This window comes from Streptomyces botrytidirepellens, assembly GCF_003721215.1.
Taxonomy (GTDB): domain Bacteria; phylum Actinomycetota; class Actinomycetes; order Streptomycetales; family Streptomycetaceae; genus Streptomyces; species Streptomyces himastatinicus.
The window spans coordinates 1-2,882 of sequence record NZ_RIBZ01000033.1 but is presented as its reverse complement, the minus strand read 5'-3'; the positions used below and the strand labels follow the sequence as shown (position 1 = coordinate 2,882).

Genomic DNA, 2,882 nt, shown 5'->3' with positions numbered 1-2,882 from the left:
CGTGGCGAAGAACTGGCTTTGGCGACCGGTCTGGCTCGTCTGCACGTGACCGGCGTGGGCGTGGACTGGCGGGCGTTCTTCACGGGTACCGGCGCCCGGCAGGTCGAACTGCCCACCTACGCCTTCCAGCGGCAGCGATTCTGGCCTGCGGCTGTGGCTGTTCCGGGCGATGTTCGGGCTGCCGGTCTGGTCTCGGCTGAGCATCCGTTGCTGGGTGCGGCGGTGTCGTTGGCCGACTCGGACGGTGTGGTGTTCTCCGGTCGCCTGTCGGCGGGCTCGCATCCGTGGCTGGCCGATCACGTGGTGATGGGTCGCGTTCTGGTGCCCGGTACGGCTTTCGTGGAGCTGGCGATCCGGGCCGGTGACGAGGTCGGGTGTGACCGCGTCGAGGAGCTGACCCTGTCCGCGCCATTGGTTCTTCCGGAGCGCGGCGCTACGCAGATCCAGGTGCGGGTGGGGGCCGCCGATGATGACGGGCAACGCGCTCTCACCGTTCACGGGCGGCCCGAGCATGCGGTGGACGCGCCCTGGACCCAGCACGCTTCGGGTGTGCTGGCCGCGAGTGGAATCGACCGGGTGGACATCGGCTTCGACGCGGCTGTATGGCCGCCGCACGGCGCCGAACCGGTTGATGTCAGCGACCGCTACGAGCGGCTTGCGGAGATGGGTTTCGACTACGGGCCGGTGTTCCGAGGTCTCCGGGCGGTGTGGCGGCGCGGTGATGTGGTGTTTGCCGAAGTTGGACTGCCGGAAGAGGTTGAAGCCGGCGAGTTCGGCCTCCATCCAGCTCTGCTGGACGCGGTATTCCAGGCGGCGGGGTCGGCGGGATCCGGCAACGACAATCCTGACCTGGAGAGTACGGCGCTGCCGTTCTCCTGGGACGGCGTGTCGCTCTACGCCTCCGGTGCCACGACCGTGCGGGCGCGGCTGTCGCGCACCGGCCAGGGGGCGGTCTCGGTCGCGATCGCGGACACCGATGGCGAACTTGTCGCTTCCATCGATTCCCTCGCTACTCGCCCGATAGCCCCAGGACAGCTGGGCGACGCAGCTTCCGGGGCGGGTAGTGACTCGCTGTTCCGTATCGACTGGGCTCCCCTGCCGTCCGGGTCAGTTGAGACCGGAGTCGCTGCGGTTGCGGTGGTTGGCGCGGAAGAGGCCTTGGCCCCCGCGCTTCGGGACGCGGGTACCGAGGTCCGGGTGTATGAGGATCTGGCGGCTCTGTCCGCAGCGGATGGGTCGGTGCCGGACGTTGTGCTGGCTGCGCTGCCCGGTGTGCGGTCCCAGAACGAGGTGGTGGACGCTGTCCACGCGAGTGCTGCTTCCGCCCTGGAGCTGGTGCAGGACTGGCTGGTGGAGGAGCGCTTCACCCGGTCCCGGTTGGTGATGGTGACCCAGGGCGCGGTCACCGCGCGGAACGCCGACGACCTGGCGGTGGCGTCGGTGCGGGGTTTGGTGCGGTCGGCGCAGTCGGAGCATCCGGATCGGATCACACTGCTGGACCTTGATGACGGGTCTGTGCCGGGGGCGGTGTTGTCCCGGGCGTTGGCACAGCCCGAGCCGGAGTTGACGGTGCGGCAGGGGCGAGTCCTGGCCCCCCGGCTGACGCGGATGCCCGTTCCAGAGCTGCGTGCGGCGTCATGGGAGCCGCGCGGCACGGTTCTGATCACGGGTGGTACCGGGGGTCTGGGTGCGGTGGTGGCCCGGCACCTGGCGGCCGAGCACGGCGTACGGGACCTGCTCCTGCTGTCCCGGCGTGGGATGGCTTCGCCGGGTGCTGAGGACCTGGTCGCCGAACTCGCCGGATTGGGTGCCCGCGCCGAGGTGGTGGCGTGTGATGTGGCTGATCGTGATGCGCTGGCGAAGGTGCTGGGCGGACATGAGGTATCCGCGGTGGTGCACAGCGCCGGGATGCTGGACGACGGCGTCATTGGTGCCTTGACTCCGGGGCGTGTTGATGCGGTGTTGCGTCCGAAGGTGGATGCGGCATGGCATCTGCATGAGCTGACGCAGGACATGGACTTGTCTGCGTTTGTGGTGTTCTCTTCCGCGGCGGGCACGTTCGGCAGTGCGGGTCAGGGGAGTTACGCCGCGGGGAATGCGTTCTTGGACGCGCTGGTGCGGTACCGGCGGGACCGGGGGCTGCCGGGTGTGTCGCTGGCCTGGGGCGCGTGGGATCAGTCTGACGGCATGGTCGGTGAGCTGAGCGCCGCCGATCGGGAGCGGATGCACCGCTCGGGATTCCCGCCGTTGTCCGTCGAGCAGGGTGTGGCGCTGTTCGATGCTGCGGTGGGTGCTGGGGAGCCGGTGGTGTTGCCGGTGCGGCTGGATGTGTCGGCGCTGCGGGCTCGTGGCGAGGTGTCGCCGCTGCTGCGTGGCTTGATCCGTACGCCCTTCCGCCGTGCCGCCGCTACCGGGCTGGCGCAGCGGCTCAGCGGGCTGGGCGAGGTCGAACAGGGGGAGGTGCTGCTGGATCTGGTGCGCAGTCAGGTGGCCCTGGTGCTGGGGCATCAGGGTGTTGCGGCGATCGATCCGGGACGGTCGTTCCGTGATCTGGGCTTTGATTCGTTGATGGCGGTGGAGCTGCGTAACGGGTTGGGTGCGGCGACGGGGTTGCGGCTTCCGGCGACGCTGGTGTTCGACTACCCGACCGCGCAGGCCCTCGTGGAGCATCTGTTTGATGAGTTGCTGGGGTCGGATACGGGTGTGTCGGTGCCGGTGGGTGTGTTGCCGTCGGTGGCGGATGATCCGGTGGTGATTGTGGGGATGGCCTGCCGGTATCCGGGTGGGGTGTCGTCTCCGGATGATTTGTGGCGGCTGGTGTCCGGTGGGGTGGATGCCGTCGGTGACTTCCCTGTTGACCGGGGTTGGGACCTGGGCAGGCT

General features: G+C 69.0%; 1 protein-coding gene. It reads left to right on the top strand.

The window, feature by feature from the left end; genetic code table 11:
• The coding region (locus EEJ42_RS02385; RefSeq protein WP_123098378.1) for a type I polyketide synthase at positions 1–2,882 on the top strand (2,882 nt) is incomplete at both ends.